At 68.2% G+C, this 18,787-nt stretch carries 14 protein-coding genes; 4 read left to right on the forward strand and 10 right to left on the reverse strand.

All coding sequences use genetic code 11. From position 1 onward, the window contains the following. Nucleotides 1-3 precede the first annotated feature (3 nt). The 10 genes from ABZY12_RS00065 to ABZY12_RS00110 form a co-directional block, all read right to left on the reverse strand. On the reverse strand, nucleotides 4-984 hold the full coding sequence (locus tag ABZY12_RS00065; RefSeq protein ID WP_356885395.1) for an ABC transporter permease: 981 nt from the start codon (nucleotides 982-984) through the stop codon (nucleotides 4-6). Next, nucleotides 977-1,900, reverse strand: a complete 924-nt coding sequence (locus ABZY12_RS00070) for an ABC transporter permease (RefSeq protein WP_356885397.1) — start codon at nucleotides 1,898-1,900, stop codon at nucleotides 977-979. Before ABZY12_RS00070 ends, ABZY12_RS00065 begins: the two co-directional genes overlap by 8 nt. A gap of 79 nt (nucleotides 1,901-1,979) precedes the next feature. Beyond that, on the reverse strand, nucleotides 1,980-3,605 hold the full coding sequence (locus tag ABZY12_RS00075; RefSeq protein ID WP_356885399.1) for an ABC transporter substrate-binding protein: 1,626 nt from the start codon (nucleotides 3,603-3,605) through the stop codon (nucleotides 1,980-1,982). Between the two features lie 162 nt (nucleotides 3,606-3,767). After that, a complete protein-coding gene (locus ABZY12_RS00080) occupies nucleotides 3,768-4,916 on the reverse strand; it encodes a dipeptide ABC transporter ATP-binding protein (protein WP_356885401.1) in 1,149 nt (382 codons plus the stop codon). Then, the gene (locus ABZY12_RS00085; protein ID WP_356885403.1) at nucleotides 4,909-5,967 is read right to left on the reverse strand and encodes an ABC transporter ATP-binding protein; all 1,059 of its coding nucleotides are present in this window, start codon (nucleotides 5,965-5,967) and stop codon (nucleotides 4,909-4,911) included. Before ABZY12_RS00085 ends, ABZY12_RS00080 begins: the two co-directional genes overlap by 8 nt. Before the next feature lie 17 nt (nucleotides 5,968-5,984). Continuing rightward, complete coding sequence (locus tag ABZY12_RS00090; RefSeq protein WP_356885405.1) at nucleotides 5,985-6,935, reverse strand: ABC transporter permease; 951 nt, start codon at nucleotides 6,933-6,935, stop codon at nucleotides 5,985-5,987. Then, complete coding sequence (locus ABZY12_RS00095; protein WP_356885407.1) at nucleotides 6,928-7,854, reverse strand: ABC transporter permease; 927 nt, start codon at nucleotides 7,852-7,854, stop codon at nucleotides 6,928-6,930. Before ABZY12_RS00095 ends, ABZY12_RS00090 begins: the two co-directional genes overlap by 8 nt. Before the next feature lie 91 nt (nucleotides 7,855-7,945). Next, the gene (locus tag ABZY12_RS00100; RefSeq protein ID WP_356885409.1) at nucleotides 7,946-9,580 is read right to left on the reverse strand and encodes an ABC transporter substrate-binding protein; all 1,635 of its coding nucleotides are present in this window, start codon (nucleotides 9,578-9,580) and stop codon (nucleotides 7,946-7,948) included. 446 nt (nucleotides 9,581-10,026) lie between these two features. Then, on the reverse strand, nucleotides 10,027-11,928 hold the full coding sequence (gene typA, locus ABZY12_RS00105) for a translational GTPase TypA (protein WP_356885411.1): 1,902 nt from the start codon (nucleotides 11,926-11,928) through the stop codon (nucleotides 10,027-10,029). A gap of 290 nt (nucleotides 11,929-12,218) precedes the next feature. Then, nucleotides 12,219-14,699, reverse strand: coding sequence for an ABC transporter family substrate-binding protein (locus ABZY12_RS00110; protein ID WP_356885413.1), 2,481 nt, complete (start codon nucleotides 14,697-14,699; stop codon nucleotides 12,219-12,221). Nucleotides 14,700-15,004: 305 nt separating this feature from the next. Here ABZY12_RS00110 and ABZY12_RS00115 point away from each other — a divergent pair, with 305 nt between their 5' ends. From ABZY12_RS00115 to ABZY12_RS00130, 4 genes are read left to right on the forward strand one after another with little or no spacing between them, the layout of a single operon-like run. Then, nucleotides 15,005-15,229, forward strand: coding sequence for a hypothetical protein (locus ABZY12_RS00115; RefSeq protein WP_356885415.1), 225 nt, complete (start codon nucleotides 15,005-15,007; stop codon nucleotides 15,227-15,229). Nucleotides 15,230-15,239: 10 nt separating this feature from the next. Beyond that, nucleotides 15,240-16,079, forward strand: coding sequence for a hypothetical protein (locus tag ABZY12_RS00120; RefSeq protein WP_356885417.1), 840 nt, complete (start codon nucleotides 15,240-15,242; stop codon nucleotides 16,077-16,079). Between the two features lies 1 nt (nucleotide 16,080). Continuing rightward, complete coding sequence (locus ABZY12_RS00125) at nucleotides 16,081-17,982, forward strand: fumarate reductase/succinate dehydrogenase flavoprotein subunit (RefSeq protein WP_356885419.1); 1,902 nt, start codon at nucleotides 16,081-16,083, stop codon at nucleotides 17,980-17,982. Beyond that, nucleotides 17,979-18,752, forward strand: coding sequence for a succinate dehydrogenase/fumarate reductase iron-sulfur subunit (locus tag ABZY12_RS00130; RefSeq protein ID WP_356885421.1), 774 nt, complete (start codon nucleotides 17,979-17,981; stop codon nucleotides 18,750-18,752). Before ABZY12_RS00125 ends, ABZY12_RS00130 begins: the two co-directional genes overlap by 4 nt. Nucleotides 18,753-18,787: the final 35 nt, after the last annotated feature.

Consider the following 18,787-nt stretch of genomic DNA (forward strand, 5'->3'; position numbering starts at 1 on the left):
GCTCTACCTCAGCTTGGGGTCGAGGGCGTCGCGCACCGCGTCGCCGAGCATGATGAACGCGAGGACGGTGACGGCCAGCGCGCCGGCCGGCCAGAGCAGCATGTGCGGGGCGTTGCGGATGTACTGGGAGGCGGAGGAGATGTCGATGCCCCAGGACACGGTCGGTGGCTTGAGGCCGACGCCGAGGAAGGACAGGGTCGCCTCCAGGGCGATGTACGTCCCCAGGGCGATGGTCGCGACGACGATGACGGGCGCGAGGGCGTTCGGTGCGATGTGGCGCAGCAGCATGCGGGAGTTGGAGGCGCCGAGCGCGCGGGCCGCCTGGACGTAGTCGTTCTGTTTGGCGGTGATGACGGAGCCGCGGGCGATCCGGGAGAGCTGCGGCCAGCCGAGCAGCACCATGAATCCGATGACGGGCCAGACGGTGTTGCTGGTGACGACCGACAGCAGGACGAGTCCGCCGAGGACGACGGGGATGGCGAAGAAGATGTCGGTGATCCGGGAGAGGATCGCGTCCCAGACGCCGCCGAAGAAGCCGGCGAGACCGCCGAGGACGGATCCGAGGACGGCGACGCCGAGGGTGGCGAGGACGCCGACGGTGACGGAGGTCCGGGCGCCGTGGACCGTACGGGTGTAGACGTCGCAGCCCTGGCCGTTGAAGCCGAAGGGGTGGCCGGGCTGGGAGCCCTCCTGCGCCTTGGCCAGGTCGCAGTCGAGGGGGTCGCCGGAGGCGATCAGGGAGGGCCAGATCGCGATGACGATCAGGAAGAGGATGACCAGCCCGGAGAGGAGGAAGACGGGGTTGCGGCGCAGGTCGTGCCAGGCGTCGGACCACAGGGAGCGGGGTTTGCCGGCGGGTCCTGTGCCCAGCGGTCCTCCCGGTGTCTTCTCCAGGGTCTCGCCCTCGCTCATGGCGAGGTCGACGGCGCCGCCGGCTCCGGTGGGGGCGATGGCGGCTCCTTCGTCGTAGTTCGGCTCAGGCATAGCGGATCCTCGGGTCGAGTACGGCGTACAGGAGGTCGACGAGCAGGTTGGCCAGCAGGAAGACCAGGACGAGGACGGTCACGAAGCCGACGACGGTCTGGGTGTTCTGGCGGAGGATGCCCTGGTAGAGCTGGTAGCCGACGCCGTGGATGTTGAAGATCCGCTCGGTGACGATGGCGCCGCCCATCAGCGCGCCGACGTCGGTGCCGATGAAGGTGACCACGGGGATGAGCGAGTTGCGCAGCAGGTGGCGGGTGATGACGCGGCGCCGTGGCAGGCCCTTGGCGACGGCGGTTCGGACGTAGTCGGCACGCTTGTTCTCGGCGATCGAGGTCCGGGTGAGCCGGGTGACGTACGCCAGCGAGACGGAGGCGAGGACGAGGCCCGGGACGATGAGTTCGCCGACGGGGGCCTCGGGTGAGACGGCCGGTTTGATCCAGCCCCATTTCACGCCGAGGAGGAGCTGGAGGAGCAGGCCGGTGACGAAGGTCGGCACGGAGATGACGACCAGGGTGAGCAACAGCACGCTGGTGTCGACGGGGCGGCCGCGGCGCAGGCCGGTGAGGACGCCGAGGGTGATGCCGATGACGATCTCGAAGACGATCGCCACGAGGGTGAGACGGATGGTGACCGGGAAGGCGTTGCCCATCAGTTCGGTGACCGGCTGGCCGTTGAAGGCCGTGCCGAAGTCACCGGTGAAGACGTTGCCCATGTACGTCAGGTATTGCTGGACGACCGGCTTGTCGAGGCCGAACTCCTTGCGCAGCTGGGCGGCGGTCGCCGGGTCGCAGGCGCGGTCGCCGCAGAGTCCGGCGATGGGGTCGCCCATCACGTTCACCATCAGGAAGATCAGCAGGGTGGCGCCGAAGAAGACGGGGATCATCTGCAGCAGTCGCCGGATCACATAACGACCCATGGGGGGCTCCGGGGGGTGGGGGGAAGGCGTACGGCCCGGCGCGGGAGGGACGCCGGGCCGTACCGCCGCTGCCCATACGTCAGTTGACCGTGATCTCGTTGTAGACGGGCACGCTGAACGGGTCCAGCGCGACGTTGGAGACCCGGTCCGAGTAGCCGGCGCTGCCGTTCTGATACCAGAGCGGGATGGCGCCCATGTCGTCGCGGAGGACTTCCTCGGCCCGCTGGAACAGCGCGACGGCCTTCGCGGTGACGGTCTCCGCGTTGGCCTGGTCGACGAGCTTGTCGAACTCCGGGTTCGAGTACTTGCCGTCGTTGGACGAGGCGTTGGTGTAGTACATCGGCTGGAGGAAGTTCTGGATGAGCGGGTAGTCCATCTGCCAGCCGGCCCGGAAGGGGCTCTTCAGCTTCTGGGTGGTGACCTGGTTGCGGTAGTCGGCGAAGGTGCCGACGGGGTTTCCGACGCAGGCGTTGTTGTTGCCGAGGGCGTTGTTGATGGAGTTGCAGACGGCGTCCACCCACTCCTTGTGCGAGCCGGTGTCGGCGTTGTACGAGATCCTCATCGTGCCGCCGGGGATGCCGCCGCCCTCGGCGACCAGCCTCTTCGCCTCGGCCGCGTTGAACTCGCAGGCCTCGCCGCAGAGCTCCTTGTAGCCGCCCTCCGCGCCGAGCACCGGGGAGGTCCAGTCCTTGGCCGGGGTGCGGGTCTTCTGGAAGATCGTGTCGGTGATCTGCTGCCGGTTGATCGCCATGGAGATGCCCTTGCGGAGCTTCTCCTGGCCCGGCCTGTTCCAGGCGGGGTCGTAGAACGGGATGGACAGCGTCTGGATGATGCCGGCGGGCACGTTGATGTACCGGTCGCCCAGGTCGGCCTGGACGTTCTTGAGCTGGGAGGCGGGCACGTCGTCGACGAGGTCGAGGTTTCCGGCCGTCAGGTCGGTGTAGGCGGTGTTGTTGTCGGTGTAGACCTTGAGGGTCACTCCGCCGTTCCGCGCCTTGTCCTCGCCGGGGTAGCCGTCCCACCTCCTGAGGGCCATCTGGGAGCCCTTGGCGTACGAGTCGACGGTGTACGGGCCGTTGCCGACGGGCTTGGAGAGCCAGGCGGCGTGGTCGTCGAAGAACGCTCTGGGCAGCGGGGCGAAGGCGGCGTAGCCGAGGGTCTCGGGGAAGGTGGAGAACTTCTGCGTGAGCTTGACCGTGAACGTCCTGTCGTTCACGACCTTCAGGCCGGACATCGTCTCGGCCTTGGGCTGGCCCTGTGCGGGGTGGACCTGCTCGTAGCCCTCGATGTAGCCGAAGAAGTAGGCGTTCTTCTGGTTGTTCCTCAGGTGGGCGCCGTAGTTCCACGCGTCCACGAAGGACTTGGCGGTCACCTTCTCGCCGTTGGAGAAGGTCCAGCCGTCCTTGACGGTGATGGTGAAGTTGGTCGAGTCGGTCGTCTCGATCCTCTCGGCGAGCATGTCCCTGGCCTCGCCGGTCTTCGGGTCGTACTTCTTGAGACCGCGGAAGATCATGTTGAGGACCTTGCCGCCCTGGACCTCGTTGGTGTTCGCGGGTTCCAGCGGGTTCTGCGGGTCGCCCCACGAGGAGCTCACGACGCCGTCGGCGCCACCGGCGCCGCTGTCGCTTCCACCGCCGCAGGCGGTCGCCGCGAGGGCGACGGCCACGGCCGCTGCGGCCCACCTGGCGTGCGTGGCTCCGCGCATGAGGTGCCTCCTGAGTCTCCCGAGTCTCACGTAGGCCTCAATATCACCCCATATACGATGTGATGCACTTTATTGACACCCGGACGCCGACCCCGGACGCACGGAGCCCCCGGCACCCTGAGGGGGTACCGGGGGCTCATCCCGTACAGATGTACGAGCACGTCAGACCGCGTGGACGACGTCCTTCTCCTCGGCGAAGTGGCACGCCGACTCGTGCGCCGCCGGAGTGTCCTGACCCTGGAACCGCTCGGGGATCGCCAGCAGCGGGACCTCGGTGGAGCACCGCTCCTCCGCCTTCCAGCAGCGGGTGCGGAAGCGGCAGCCCGACGGCGGGTTGGCCGGCGAGGGGACGTCACCGGTGAGGATGATCCGCTCGCGGCCCTCACGGGCCTCGGGGTCCGGAACCGGGACCGCCGACAGCAGCGCCTGGGTGTAGGGGTGCGTCGGGTGGTCGTAGATCTGCGTGTCCGTACCGATCTCGGCCATCTTGCCGAGGTACATCACGCCGACCCGGTCGGAGATGTGCCGGACGATCGACAGGTCGTGTGCGATGAAGACGTAGGAGAGGTTGAACTCGTCCTGCAGCTTCTCCATGAGGTTGATGACCTGCGCCTGGACGGAGACGTCCAGGGCCGAGACCGGCTCGTCGCAGATGATGATCTCCGGGTTGAGCGCGAGGCCGCGGGCGATGCCGATGCGCTGGCGCTGGCCGCCGGAGAACTGGTGCGGATAGCGGTTGATGTACTCGGGGTTCAGACCGACCACATCGAGCAGCTCCTGCACCTTGCGGCGCCGGTCGCCCTTCGGGGCCACCTCGGGGTGGATGTCGAAGGGCTCGCCGATGATGTCGCCGACCGTCATCCGCGGGTTGAGCGAGGTGTACGGGTCCTGGAAGACCATCTGGATGTTCCGGCGGACGGCCTTCAGCGCGCGGCCGGACAGCTTCGTGATGTCCTGGCCCTTGTAGAAGACCTCGCCCGCGGTCGCCCGCTCCAGGTTCATCAGCAGCTTGGCGACCGTGGACTTGCCACAGCCGGACTCGCCGACGATGCCGAGGGTCTCGCCCTGGTAGAGGTCGAAGGAGACCCCGTCCACGGCCTTGACCGCGCCGACCTGCCGCTTGAACAGGATGCCCTGGGTCAGCGGGAAGTGCTTGACCAGGTTGCGCACCTGGAGGATCGGCTCCCCGCGCCCGACCGGCGCCTCGATGGCGGCTACGGCCTCCGCCTCGGTGGCCGCGTCGACCGTCTCCACGCTGGTGACGTTCGGGGTCGCGTCCACGGCCTCATCCTTCTTGCCGAGCTCAGCCATGGATCGTCTCCTTCCAGAAGTGGCAGGCGCTGCCGCGGCCCGGCAGCTCCGTGCCGTCCTGCTCCGACACCGGCGCGAGCGCCGGCACCTCCGTACGGCAGATGTCCTCGGCCTTCGGGCAGCGCGGGTTGAAGGCGCAACCGCTCGGGATCTTGAGCAGGTTGGGCGGCAGGCCCTTGATCGCGTACAGCTCCTGGCCCTTCTGGTCCAGGCGCGGGATCGAGTCCAGCAGACCCTTGGTGTAGGGGTGCGCCGGGCGCTTGTACAGCTCGTGCACCGGCGCCTGCTCCACGATCCGGCCCGCGTACATGACCGCGATCTTGTCCGCGACGTCGGCGACGACGCCGAGGTCGTGGGTGATCAGGATCAGGCCCATGTTGTATTCCTGCTGGAGCTCCGCGAGGAGGTCCATGACCTGGGCCTGCACAGTCACGTCGAGCGCCGTGGTGGGCTCGTCCGCGATGATCAGGTCGGGCTCCAGGGAGAGCGCCATCGCGATCATGATGCGCTGGCGCATACCGCCGGAGAACTGGTGCGGGTAGTCGTTGACCCGGGCCGCCGCGGCCGGGATCTTCACCCGGTCCATCAGCTCGATGGACTTGGCCTTGGCCTCCTTCTTGGAGAGGCCCTGGTGCACCCGGAACATCTCGCCGAGCTGGTAGCCGACGCTGAGCACGGGGTTGAGCGAGGACAGCGCGTCCTGGAAGATCATCGCGATCTTGCTGCCGCGCACCTTGCGGTGCTCGTCCTCGGACATCTTGAGCATGTCCCGGCCCTGGAAGAGGATCTCTCCCTTGGTCACGAACCCCGGCGGGGTGTCGAGGATGCCCATGATGGCCTGCGCGGTCACGGACTTGCCGGAACCGGACTCGCCCAGGACGGCGAGCGTCTCGCCGGCCTTCACGGAGTACGAGACTCCGTTCACGGCCTTGGCGACACCCTCACGGGTCCTGAACTCCACATGGAGGTCCCGCACGTCGAGCAGCGGGCCGTCGAAGGTCTCGCCGTCACGCGGCGCGGGGACGCTCGCGGTCTTGTCGATGGTAGTCACTGCGTTCGTCCTCACTCTCAGCGCAGCTTCGGGTCGAAGGCGTCACGGACCGCGTCGCCGAGCATGATGAACGCGAGGACCGTGATGCTGAGCATTCCGGACGGGAACAACAGCGGGTGCAGGCCCTGCGAGATGCGCTGCTGCGCCTCGGAGATCATCACGCCCCAGGAGATGGCCGGGGGCCTGATGCCGATACCGAGGAAGCTCAGGGTCGCCTCCGCGCCGATGACCACACCCAGGGAGATCGTGGCGACCACGACCACCGGAGTGATGGAGTTCGGCATCACGTGACGGAACATCAGCCGCCAGGTCGAGGAACCCAGCGAGCGGGCGGCGGCCACGTAGTCCGCCTGCTTGACCTGCATGACGGCGCCGCGCATGACGCGGGCCATGGACATCCAGCCGACGACGGAGAGCGTGATGACCACGGCCATCACACCGGCGTTGCGCATGCCCTTCTCGTCACGGAAGTTGTTCAGGATGACGATCGCGGCGAGCAGCAGCGGCAGACCGAAGAAGACGTTGGTGACGAACGAGAGGAGGGCGTCCGTCCACTTGCCGAAGAAGCCGCCGAGGACACCGACGAGAACGCCGATGACGAGGGAGAACGCGGTCGTCAGCACGCCCACGATCACCGAGTTGCGGGTGCCGTAGATGGTCTGCGAATAGACGTCGCAGCCCTGGAAGTTGTAGCCGAACCAGGCGGACCCGCTCGGGCCCTCCATCGAGTGCTTCAGGTCGCAGTCGAGCGGGTCGACGCTGGTGAAGAGGCCCGGGAAGGCGGCGATGACCAGGATGAAGAGGATGAGCACCGCCGAGACGAGGAACATCGGCCGGCGGATCAGATCGCGGAACGCGTCCTGGGCGAGACTGCGCGGCTTCTCCCGGAGGGCCGCGGCCGGTGCCGGCGCGTCGGGCCCGGCGGTGTTCTCGACGACCGTGTCGGTCTTCTGGGTGGTTTCACTCATAACGAATCCTCGGGTCGAGCACGGCGTACAGCAGGTCCACCAACAGCGCGGTGATCAGATAGACGAGCACCAGCAGGCTGACGAATCCGACGACGGCGGGGCCGTCCTCCACGTTCAGCGAGCTGAACAGCTGGAAGCCCACTCCGGGGATGTTGAAGATGCCCTCGGTGACGATGGCGCCGCCCATGAGCGAGCCGAGGTCGGCGCCCAGGTAGGTGACGACGGGGATCAGCGAGTTGCGCAGCACGTGGATGCCGATGACGCGGCTCTTCGGCAGGCCCTTGGCCCTGGCGGTCCTGATGTAGTCGGCGCGGAGGTTCTCCGCGACCGATGCCCGCGCGAGGCGTGCGATGTACGCGAGCGAGACCGAACCGAGCACCATACCCGGCAGCAGATAGCTCACGAATCCGTCGTCGGTGCCCGCGACGGGGAACAGTCCCCATTCCTGCCCGAGGAACGTCTGGCCGACGTTGCCGAGCACGAAGATCGGGATGGCGATGACGGTCAGGGTGGAGACCAGCACCAGGTTGTCGATGAAGCTGCCGCGGCGCATGCCGGCGAGCACACCGGCGACGACGCCGATGACGAGCTCGAAGGCGAAGGCGACACCGGCGACCTTCAGCGTCTCCGGCCAGGCCTCGGCGAGGAGCTCGACGATGGGCCGGCCCTGCGCGATGGACTCACCGAAGTCGCCCTGGAGCAGCCCGGTGAAGTAGTACCAGTACCGCACCAGGAACGGGTCGTTCAGGTGGTACTGAGCCGTGAGCGTGGCTCTGATGTTCTCGGGTACGGGCTTCTCGCCGTACAGGTTCTGGATGGGGTCGCCACCCATCTGCGTGACGAGAAAGTAGACGATCAACGTGGTGCCGATGAAGACGGGCACCATCTGAAGGATTCGTCGGATGACGAACCGGCCCATGGGTCCTCCTCGCGAGAAACGGCGGGGGCCGGTGTTGCCGGCCCCCGCCGCCGTTCTCGACTCTTAAGTGTGGGTCAGATGTCTGAGGCCGTCAGGCCTTGGAGATCTTGGTGACGTCGACCCGGTTGAAGAGGTCCATCTCGACGTTCGTCACGTTCTTGGTGTGCGCGAACACGTTCTTGCCGAAGCGCAGCGGGATGACCGGCATGTCCTGGGCGAGGACGTCCTCGGCCTGCTGCCAGATCTTCTGGGCGTCAGCCGGCGACTTGGCGGCGCGGCCGTCCTCGACGAGCTTGTCGAAGTTCTTGTTGCTGTAGCCGTAGTAGTTCGAGGAACCACCGGTGGTGAACAGCGGGCCGAGGTAGTTCTCCATGGACGGGTAGTCCATGATCCAGCCCATGCGGAACATGCCGGAGAACTTCTTCTGCTCGACCTGGGTCAGCAGCTCCGCGAACTGCGGGACCGCCTGGCCGACGCAGTCGACGCCGAGGTTCTTCTTGACCTGGTTGCAGGTGGCGTCCACCCACTCCTTGTGACCACCATCGCCGTTGTAGCCGATGTTGATCTTGTTGCCCTCGATGCCGCCGGCCTTGGCCAGCAGCGCCTTGGCGGCGGCCGGGTCGAACTTGCAGGACTCACCGCAGGTGTTCTCGCGGTAGCCACCCACGACCGGGGAGACGAAGGAGCGAGCCGGGGACTGCGAGTCGTTGAAGATCACCTTGGTGATCTCCTCGCGGTCGATGGCCATCGAGATCGCCTTGCGGACCTCGGGCTTCGAGTACTTCTTGTCGTACGTCGGGAAGGCGACGAACTGGAAGGTCGAGGCCGGGGACGACTTGAAGCGGTCGCCGAACTGCTTGGTGGCGTTGGCCAGCTCGGAGGTCGGAACCTGCGGGATGACGTCAAGGGCGCCGGCGACGACGTCCTTATACATCGTCTCCTGCTTCTGGTAGATCTTGTACGTCACCGAGTCCACGAGGGGCTTGTTGGTGCCCGTGTAGTCAGGGTTCTTGACGACCTTGATGGCCTTGTTGTGGTCCCACTTGCCTTCGATCTTGAAGGCGCCCTGGCCGATCGGGGCCTGCTCGTACGCCTTGATGTCCTTGAAGGCGGCGTCCGGCATCGGGTAGAAGACCGTGTAACCGAGAACGGTCTTGTAGTCGGCGAACGGCTTCGCCAGCTTGACGGTGAAGGTGGTGTCGTCCACGACCTTCAGACCGGAGAGCTCCTTGGCGGTCGGCTCGGCGGCCTTCTTCGGGCCGTCCTCGCCGTCCGGGTCCGCCGGGTTGAGGGCGTCGTAGCCCTCGATGGTGGCGAAGAAGTAGTTGCCGTCGGCCGCGTTCGGGCCGTAGGCGCCCCAGTTCCAGGCCTGGACGTAGCTCTTGGCGGTCACCGGGGTGCCGTCGTGGAACTTCTGTCCCGGCTTGATCTTGATGGTCCAGAGCGAGTTGTCGGTCGTGGTGATCGACTCGGCGGCGTCCTCGACCGGCTGGTTCTTGTCGTCGTAGCTGACGAGCGGACGGAACAGCGCGTCCAGCACCTGCGAGCCCTCGGACTCGGTCGTGGTCGCCGGGATGAGGCGCTTCGGCTCGGAAATGCCGACGCTCACCGCGCCTCCGGCCTTCGCCTTGCCTTCCCCACCCTTGTCACTGCCGCCACAGGCGGTTGCTGCCAGGGCGACGACGATCGCGCCCGCTACCCACTTGGCGCTCTTGGCACCGCGCATGGGTTCCTCCTCATGAGTCCACTTGTCACTACGAGAGGGGGCACTTCGAGTCCGCCGACACCCCTGACGGCGATGTACTCAAGTTCCCCGAGTGTGCTCGTGAGTCGGCACTCCCCACAGTGCGAGACCCATTGACCCGAGCTCAATGGAGCCAACTATTAAGTACGTCCGGGCTGTAAACCACACTTAAGTGGTCTCGTTTTGACAACATCACCAAGGGCCTTGGGACCGAAATCCGGACAAAGCGATCACAGACAGACACCCCCGAAACGGACCGTTAACACACGTTCCGGAGAGCGACGGCCGATATCCGGACACCCGGCCCATGAAATGGATTTGACGAAAGGCCCGGGCCCCCGCAGTGACTGCGGGGGCCCGGGCCTTGAAGGTGAGACTATGTCAGGTCGACGCGGCGGAGATCACCACGTCGACCGTCTGACGGACGATCAGCCGTGCTTGGCACGGGAGGCGGTACGGCCGCGCTCCTTCTGGTCCAGGACGACCTTGCGGATACGCACGGCCTCCGGGGTCACCTCGACGCACTCGTCGTCGCGGCAGAACTCCAGCGACTGCTCCAGGGAGAGCTTGCGCGGCGGGATCACGTTCTCGGTGTTGTCCGCGGAAGCCGCACGCATGTTGGTGAGCTTCTTCTCCTTGGTGATGTTCACGTCCATGTCGTCGGAGCGCGAGTTCTCACCGACGATCATGCCTTCGTAGACCTCGGTGCCGGGCTCGGTGAAGAGCACACCGCGCTCCTGAAGGTTGATCATCGCGAACGGCGTGACGGAACCGGCGCGGTCGGCGACCAGCGAGCCGTTGTTCCGCGTGACCAGCGGGCCGAACCACGGCTCGTGGCCCTCGTGGATCGAGTGCGCGATGCCCGTACCGCGGGTCTGGGTCAGGAACTCCGTACGGAAGCCGATGAGGCCACGGGACGGAACGACGAACTCCATGCGGACCCAGCCGGAGCCGTGGTTCGACATGTTGTCCATCCGGCCCTTGCGGACGCCCATGAGCTGCGTGACCGCACCCATGTGCTCCTCGGGGACGTCGATCGTCAGGCGCTCGACCGGCTCGTGCACCTTGCCGTCGACCTCCTTGGTGACGACCTGCGGCTTGCCGATGGTGAGCTCGAAGCCCTCGCGGCGCATCTGCTCGACCAGGATGGCGAGCGCGAGCTCACCACGGCCCTGGACCTCCCAGGCGTCCGGACGCTCGGTGTCGAGGACACGGAGCGAGACGTTACCGATCAGCTCACGGTCCAGACGGTCCTTCACCTGGCGGGCGGTGACCTTGCGGTCCTTCACGGCGGACTTGGCGTCCGCGCCCTTGCCGGTGCCACCGCGGCCGACGAGCGGCGAGGTGTTCGTACCGATGGTCATGGAGATCGCCGGCTGGTCGACCGTGATCAGCGGCAGCGCGACCGGGTTCTCCGGGTCGGCCAGGGTCTCGCCGATCATGATGTCGGGGATACCGGCCACGGCGCAGATGTCACCGGGGCCCGCGACCTCGGCCGGCTTGCGGGTGAGCGCCTCGGTCATCATCAGCTCGGTGATGCGGACGTTGGAGATCGAGCCGTCCCGCTTGATCCACGCGACCGTCTGGCCCTTGCGCAGCTCGCCCTGCTCGACACGGAGCAACGCGATACGGCCGAGGAAGTTGTCGGCGTCGAGGTTGGTGACGTGGGCCTGGAGCGGCGCGTCCTCCTCGTACGTCGGGGCCGGGACGTGCTCCAGGATCGTGGAGAAGAACGGCTCCAGGTTGTCGCTGTCGGCCGGGACGGTGCCGTCCTCCGGCTTGGTCAGCGACGCGACGCCGTCACGGCCGCAGGCGTAGACGATCGGGAACTCGATCTGGTCCTCGTCCGCGTCCAGGTCGAGGAAGAGGTCGTAGGTCTCGTTGACGACCTCGTCGATCCGGGAGTCCGGGCGGTCCGTCTTGTTGATGCAGAGGATGACGGGCATCCGGGCCTGGAGGGCCTTGCGCAGCACGAAGCGGGTCTGCGGGAGCGGGCCCTCGGAGGCGTCGACGAGAAGGACGACCGCGTCGACCATCGACAGACCGCGCTCGACCTCGCCACCGAAGTCGGCGTGGCCGGGGGTGTCGATGATGTTGATCGTGATCGGGGCCCCGCCGTCCTTGGGGTGGTACTTCACCGCCGTGTTCTTGGCGAGGATCGTGATGCCCTTCTCACGCTCCAGGTCGTTCGAGTCCATCATGCGGTCGTCGAGGTGCTGGTGGGCGGCGAAGGCACCGGCCTGCTTGAGCATGGCGTCGACGATGGTCGTCTTGCCATGGTCGACGTGGGCGACGATGGCGACGTTACGGATGTCGTGGCGCGTGGGCATGGGTGCTTGCGCTTCTCTCGGATCGTGGGATGCGGCGTCAGTTCCTCTTACGCCCGCCGGGCGGACGCGCCACGGCTACGTCCCATGGTACGGGGCCGCCGCGCAAGGGGCTTCCCCGACCGTATTCGAGTGGATCTTCCGGGAGGTTCCGGGCTGTCTCGGTGGTGCCGTGCACTGGGGGTGCGGATACGAGCCGGCCGGGTCAAGGGGCCGGACGCGATCCTGCCCGCCGGGGATACCGGCGGGCAAGGCACTTGAGCGGGTTCTGAGGTTGTGACCTGCTCTTTTGGCTAGTTCTTCGTGTTTCGCTCGGCTCCCTTGGCGGTTTCGGCCTTCTTGAACCCGATGTCCTGGTAGAGCGGGGCGGCGAAGCCCCAGGCGCCCGCGTTCACCACGTTCTTCCTGGCCGCGACGAGCTGGGGACGCTGATAGAGAGGAATCGATCCGGCAGCGGCCCAGATCCGGGCGTCGGCCTGGCGGACCAGCTCGCGGGCCTCCTCCTCGTTCAGCGTGGCCACCGCCTGGTCGAACAACTGGTCGATACGGTCGGTGCCGACCCTGGCGTAGTTCTGCTCGACCAGGAGGGAGCCGTCCGAGGCGGGCTCGGGCTTGGCGAAGATCGGCCGGGCGTCCGTGGCGGGGAACGCCGACGCCGGCCAGGAGTAGAGGGCCAGGTCGTACTCGCCGGACGCGATGTGGTCCTTGAAGAAGCTGTCGTCGGAGACCTTGGTGACCGTGGTGCGGATGCCCACCGCGTCGAGCATCTGGACGATCTTGTCGCCGACCGCCCGGAGGGTCTCCGAGCCCGGTCCCGAGGGAAGGACGAAGCGGAGGCTGAGCGCCTTTCCGTCCTTGCCCAGGGGCTGGGTGGCCGCCCCCGGCGCGGCGGGGGCGGCGGTGCCGCGCGGGGCGTAGGCGCCGGCGACGCCCTTGTCGGCCCTGTCGTCCGCCTGCTGGGCCCTGGCCTCGGTCGTGGTGCGGGCGTCGGAGCCGAAGCCGGAGCCGGAGTCGCGGGTGGCGCCGAGCGCGGCGGCCTGGCGGAGCAGAGCCACGTTCTGGAGGGCCGCGCCCGGGGCGGGAGCGAGGATGTCGGTGCCGTTCTCCGGGCCCGCGGCGCCGAAGGCGGGCTCGGCCGCCTTGCCGTCCGCGGGGGCCGGCGCCGTACCGCCGGGCTTGTCGTCGCCGACGATGTACAGGCCGTCGTCGGAGGCGACGTCGGCCTCGGGCTTCTTCGCCTCGGGCCGCTTCTCCTCCCCTTGCTTCTGGCCTTCCGGCTTGTTCTCGCCGTCCGTCTTCGCCGGGGCCTTCTCCGTATCCTTCTGCGCGCCCGCCCCCGCCTCGCCGCCGGCCTTCGCCCCGGCCGGCTTCTTGTTCGCGCCGCCCGGCACCCAGCCCGCGTCCGCGAGGAGCGCCCGTGCCTCCTCGGTGTCCTGGCCGCCGAGCGCGTCACTGTTGTCCGCGTACGCCGCCTGCCCGGCCAGGGCGAGGTGGCTGCCCGGCGGCTTCGCGGGCAGCCCGAGCGGCTTCAGGACGAGCTCGGCCAGTTCCTGGCGGTCGATCGCCCGGGCCACCGCCCGCCGCACGCGCTCGTCGCCGAGCGGCCCCGACTCCCCGTTCAGCGACAGCTGGGTGTAGGCGGGTTCCAGGGACTTGCGCACCACGAAGGCGCTCAGCGCCCCCTGCTCGGTCGCGTACCGCTCGATCTCCCGCTGGTTCTTCTCGCGGGCGGCCTGGACCTCCTCCGCCCGCTCCGCGTCGGAGCCGTGCGCCAGCGCCCAGGACTTCAGCGCCGCGGACGGTGTGATCGCCGCGCCGGGCCCGTGGGACAGCGGCTGACCGCCGCTCCGGCCGGAACGGGCGTCGCGTACCGCCAGCGCGATCCGCTCCGCGGCAGCCCGGTCGATCTCGGCGAGGTCGAGACCGCCCGCGGCCAGCGCCGCCACGCGTTCCGTGCGCGGTACGGCCTTCAGGACGATCTTGTCCAGCTTGGCGGGCCGGCCCCACCAGCGAGGATTGCGGACGAGCGTGACGGTGCCGGCCTTCTGGTCGACCGGGCCCAGCTGGAACGGGCCGGCGGTCGACTTCAGCGTGGTGCGCGCGCCCTCGTTGAAGCTGTTCGGGGACCCCATCACCTCCTTCGGGTAGAGGGGGGTGAAGAGGGACTGCCAGTCGGCGTACGGCTTGCCGAAGGTGACGCGTACCTCCAGGTCGTTCTTGCCGCGCTCGATCTTGTCGATCCGCTCGTATCCGGAGTTGCGGGCGGTCCAGTACGCCGTGTCCCGGCCGCTCAGCGCGCGCCACTGGGCGACGAAGTCGGGCGCGCCGATCTCGCGGCCGTCGCTCCAGACCGCTTGCTGGTTGAGCTTGTAGAGGACGACCTGCTTCGGCTCCGTCTCGATGATCTGCGCGGACTCCAGATAGTCGGCGTTGCGCTGCGGCCGGCCGCGCGCGTCGAGGGTGTAGAGAGAGGGGAGCGCGGCCCCGGCGATGCGTGCGGTGGCCCCGTCGGCGTCGGCCTGGAAGGCGTTGAGCGTGGTGGGCATCGCGTCCACGGCCCAGTTCAGGGTGCCGCCGTCGGTGACCTGGTCGCGGACGGTGGGCGCGTGGTCCTGGGCGGCGACCGGGGCGTCGTCGGCATCGTCGCCGGAGCTGCAGCCGGCCAGCACGGAGACGGACAGCACCGCACTCGTGAGGGTGGCGACGGAGCGGAGGGTGCGGGAGCGGGGGCTCCTGGAGCATGCCCTCCCGCGAGGGGCGCCGACCTGGGCCATGACTTGTACCCCTTCGTCCAGTTTTATGGCATTTAGAGATGATCACACCTATTGCTCATACACTGAAGGGGACGCGGTCGGCCCGAGGACGGCGACACGGCGGCGCGGCGGGCGAAAGCCACCCGTGCGGCCCAACCGCCGGGCGAGTCGGCCGCCTCGGACGAGTGGAATCCCGGCACATCGCTTCAGATGGCTTCACAAGCGGGATGTGACGCGCGACACTCTCCCCCGAGCTCGGCTTCGCTCGAGCAGGGGGGACCCCAGCGCGTGTTCGCCACCCGCAATCGCGGAAGTGAGGGCAATCCATGACCCTTCAGGACGATTTGGCGGCCGTCAAACGCTGCCTCGAAGACCTGGTCCGTACCGTCGGACAACTCGAACGCAGCATCGCCGCGGAACACGGCGTCACCCCGGCGCCGACCACCGACCGGACGGACTTCGTGACGATCCCCGACACCCCCTACGACAGCGGGCTGTGGACGGACTCGGACGACGAGGGCCTGGGAGCACGCGACCGGCACGCGCCCTAGGAGACCTCCGTTGGCCACAGGTACCGAACCACCCTCCCTGAACACGGGGGCGTCGCCCTCCACCGGAGTGCACGCCCCCTCGCGTGCGGCCATCGCCCCCCGCCACCTGCGGACCGACCGCTGGTGGCTGGCGCCCGCCGCCACCGCCGCCGGACTGCTCGCCTTCGTCGTCTACTCCACGTGGCGAGCCTTCGCCAACAGCCACTACTACGCCGCCCCTTACGTCTCGCCGTTCTACTCGCCCTGCCTGGCGGAGAACTGCGTCCCGATGAAGGACGGACCCAACTGGGAAATCTTCGGCGGTTGGTGGGGCCTCTCCCCCGCCCTGCTGATCCTGATCTTCCCGCTCGGCTTCCGGCTGACCTGCTACTACTACCGCAAGGCGTACTACCGCGGGTTCTGGGCCTCGCCCCCGGCCTGCGCGGTCGCCGAGCCGCACAAGAAGTACACCGGCGAGACCCGCTTCCCGCTGATCCTGCAGAACATCCACCGGTACTTCTTCTACGCCGCACTCCCGGTCGCCGCGATCCTCACCTACGACACGGTGCTGGCCTTCCGGGACGCCTCCTACGCCTGGGGCCACGCGGGGCTCGGGACGGTGATCTTCCTCGTCAACATCGTGCTGATCTGGGCGTACACCCTCTCCTGCCACTCCTGCCGGCACATCGTCGGCGGCCGGCTGCGGCACTTCTCCCGGCACCCCGTCCGCTACCGCATGTGGGGTCTCGTCGGGAAGCTGAACGCCCGCCACATGCTGCTCGCCTGGACCTCGTTGATCAGCGTCGCGCTCTGCGACCTGTACGTGTACCTGCTCGCCACCGGCACCTTCGACGACCCGAGGATCTTCTGACATGGCGCAAGTCGAACGGCAGCAGTGGGACGTGGTCGTGGTCGGCGCGGGCGGCGCCGGGCTGCGCGCCGCCATCGAGGCGCGCGAACGGGGCGCCCGTACGGCCGTGATCTGCAAGTCGCTCTTCGGCAAGGCCCACACGGTGATGGCGGAGGGCGGCATCGCCGCCTCCATGGCCAACGCCAATCCGCACGACACCTGGCAGATCCACTTCCGCGACACCATGCGCGGCGGGAAGTTCCTCAACCAGTGGCGGATGGCGGAGCTGCACGCGCGCGAGGCGCCGGACCGGGTGTGGGAGCTGGAGACGTGGGGCGCCCTCTTCGACCGTACGCCCGACGGCCGGATCTCCCAGCGCAACTTCGGCGGACACGAGTACCCGCGGCTCGCGCACGTCGGTGACCGGACGGGCCTGGAGCTGATCCGCACGCTCCAGCAGAAGACCGTCGCCCTGCAGCAGGAGGACTTCCGCGAGACCGGGGAGTACGAGTCCCGGCTGAAGGTCTTCCAGGAGTGCACCGTCACGCGCGTGCTGAAGGACGAAGCGGGCCGGGTGAGCGGGGTCTTCTGCTACGAGCGGGAGACCGGGCGCTTCTTCGTCCTGGAGGCGCCGGCGGTGGTGCTCGCCACGGGCGGGATCGGCAAGTCCTTCAAGGTGACCTCGAACTCCTGGGAGTACACGGGCGACGGGCACGCGCTGGCACTGCTCGCGGGCGCGCCGCTGGTGAACATGGAGTTCGTGCAGTTCCATCCGACCGGGATGGTCTGGCCGCCGTCGGTGAAGGGGATCCTGGTCACGGAGTCGGTGCGCGGCGACGGCGGGGTGCTGCGGAACTCCGAGGGCAAGCGGTTCATGTTCGACTACGTCCCCGACGTCTTCAAGGACAAGTACGCGCAGACGGAGGAGGAGGGCGACCGCTGGTACGAGGACCCGGACAACAACCGGCGCCCGCCCGAGCTGCTGCCGCGTGACGAGGTGGCGCGGGCCATCAACTCCGAGGTGAAGGCGGGACGGGGCTCGCCGCACGGCGGGGTGTTCCTGGACGTGTCGACACGGATGCCGGCGGAGGTGATCAAGCGGCGCCTTCCGTCGATGTACCACCAGTTCAAGGAGCTGGCGGACGTGGACATCACGGCGGAGGCCATGGAGGTCGGACCGACCTGTCACTACGTGATGGGCGGTGTCGCGGTCGAGTCGGACACGGCGGCCGCGGTGGGCGTGCCGGGTCTGTTCGCGGCCGGTGAGGTCGCGGGCGGCATGCACGGCTCCAACCGGCTGGGCGGCAACTCGCTCTCGGACCTGCTGGTGTTCGGGCGGCGGGCGGGGCTCCACGCCGCCGAGTACGCGGCGGGGGCGGGCCGGCCCGCCGTTCCCGAGGACGCTCTCGACGCGGCTGCCGCGGAGGCCCTGGCGCCGTTCGGTGCGGCCGAGGCGCCGGCCGCGTCCTCGGAGGGGCCGGCGGAGAATCCGTACACGCTCCACCAGGAACTCCAGCAGACGATGAACGACCTCGTCGGCATCATCCGGCGGGAGAGCGAGATGACCGAGGCGCTGGAGCGGATCGCGGAGCTGAGCAAACGGGCCCGGCGGGCCGGGGTCGAGGGACACCGGCAGTTCAACCCGGGCTGGCACCTGGCCCTGGATCTGCGCAACATGCTGCTGGTGAGCGAGTGCGTCGCCCGGGCGGCGCTGGAGCGGACCGAGAGCCGTGGCGGGCACACCCGGGAGGACTGCCCGTCGATGGAACGGCAGTGGCGCGCGGTGAATCTGCTGTGCCGCGCGGAGGGCGACGGCATCGCCCTGGAACGGACACGTACGGAACCCATCCGTCCCGACCTGCTCGCGCTCTTCGAGAAAGAGGAGCTGGTCAAGTACCTCGCCGAAGAGGAGCTGTACGAGTGAGCAGCAGCTATCAGGCCGCTTTCAAGGTGTGGCGCGGTGACGCCGACGGCGGGGAACTGACCGACTTCACGGTGGAGGTGAACGACGGCGAGGTGGTCCTCGACATCATCCACCGTCTGCAGGCCACACAGGCCCCCGATCTCGCCGTGCGCTGGAACTGCAAGGCGGGCAAGTGCGGTTCCTGCTCGGCCGAGATCAACGGCCGGCCGCGGCTGATGTGCATGACCCGGATGTCGGTCTTCGGCCCGGACGACGTCATCACGGTGACCCCGCTGCGGGCCTTCCCGGTGGTACGGGACCTGGTGACGGACGTGTCCTTCAACTACGAGAAGGCGCGTGAGGTCCCGGCCTTCGCCCCGCCCGAGGGCCTCGCGCCGGGCGAGTACCGCATGCGCCAGGAGGACGTGGAGCGGTCGCAGGAGTTCCGTAAGTGCATCGAGTGCTTCCTGTGCCAGGACACCTGCCATGTGGTGCGCGATCACGAGGAGAACAAGGCCGCCTTCGCCGGCCCGCGCTTCCTGATGCGGGTCGCGGAGCTGGACATGCACCCGCTGGACGCTGCGCGGGAGACGGGCCTCGACCGCAAGCGGACCGCGCAGGAGGAGCACGGGCTCGGCTACTGCAACATCACGAAGTGCTGTACGGAGGTGTGCCCCGAAGGCATCAAGATCACGGACAACGCGCTGATCCCGCTGAAGGAGCGGGCGGTGGACCGGAAGTACGACCCGTTGGTGTGGCTGGGCAACAAGATCCGCAGGCGGGGGGCGTAGCCACGACAGGCCGCATCGCGCCACTTTGAGTAAGG

The organism is Streptomyces sp. NPDC006551, from assembly GCF_040611675.1.
Classification (GTDB): Bacteria; Actinomycetota; Actinomycetes; order Streptomycetales; family Streptomycetaceae; genus Streptomyces.